Raw genomic sequence first — 712 nt, 5'->3', positions numbered from 1 at the left:
CGGGCCAAACAACATCTGGCCAACGCCATCACCGCCGACTGCAGCACAGAACAGCTCATGGAAGTGGTCGACGACCACTTCCAGCCCCCGGACAGCGAACTTCCCGACACCGGCGTCGGTCTGGACCTGGAACGTCTGGTGGCCCCGGTCTTTATCCAGTCCCCCACCTACGGCACCCGCGCCAGCAGTGTGGTCGAACTGCATCGCGACCGTGACCCGATCATGCTGGAACAGGGCTGGCTGCCGGACGGCTCAGCCAGCGGATCTCTGCAGCGCAGTTAACCCTGACTACGCAGATCCGTTACTGCCCCAACATCAGCCCCGCATAAAACCGCACCATGTGCGGATACTGCTTGCGGGGCAGACGTTCGTTGTGGCCGTGGAAGCGGGCCAGATCGTCCTGGCCCAGGGAGACCGGCATAAAGCGGAATACCTGGTCGGACAGGTGCTGGTAGTGACGGGCATCGGTGCCGGCGATAAGCAGGTAGGGGGCCACCACCGGCTGTTCCGGTAACGCCCGCGCCAGCGCGGCCAGTCGATCGAAGCTGGCGGAGGGGATGTCGGTGACGGCGGATGGATCGGACAGGAAAGCGCCCTTCGAGGTGACGCTGATATTGTCCGGTAATTCGTTTTGCAGATAGGCCCGTAGACTGTCGCGGGTTTCTCCTGGCGCAAGCCGGAAGTTCAGGGTGGCGTTGGCGGTAGCCGGCAG

2 protein-coding genes are annotated in these 712 nt (G+C 63.6%); one reads left to right on the top strand and one right to left on the bottom strand.

Translation table 11 applies throughout. The features are described from left to right. Nucleotides 1-282: NRDE family protein (locus B3Q33_RS01085; protein WP_349677881.1), on the top strand; the 282-nt coding region annotated here is incomplete at its 5' end. A gap of 19 nt (nt 283-301) precedes the next feature. Here B3Q33_RS01085 and B3Q33_RS01080 read toward each other — a convergent pair. Further along, nucleotides 302-712 (bottom strand): M20/M25/M40 family metallo-hydrolase (locus B3Q33_RS01080; RefSeq protein WP_286826580.1); only part of this gene is annotated, 411 nt, incomplete at its 5' end.

This window comes from Alcanivorax sp. UBA3183, from assembly GCF_002364155.1.
In the GTDB taxonomy this organism is placed as follows: Bacteria; Pseudomonadota; Gammaproteobacteria; order Pseudomonadales; family Alcanivoracaceae; genus Alcanivorax; species Alcanivorax jadensis.
This window is presented reverse-complemented; position numbering and strand designations above follow the sequence as displayed.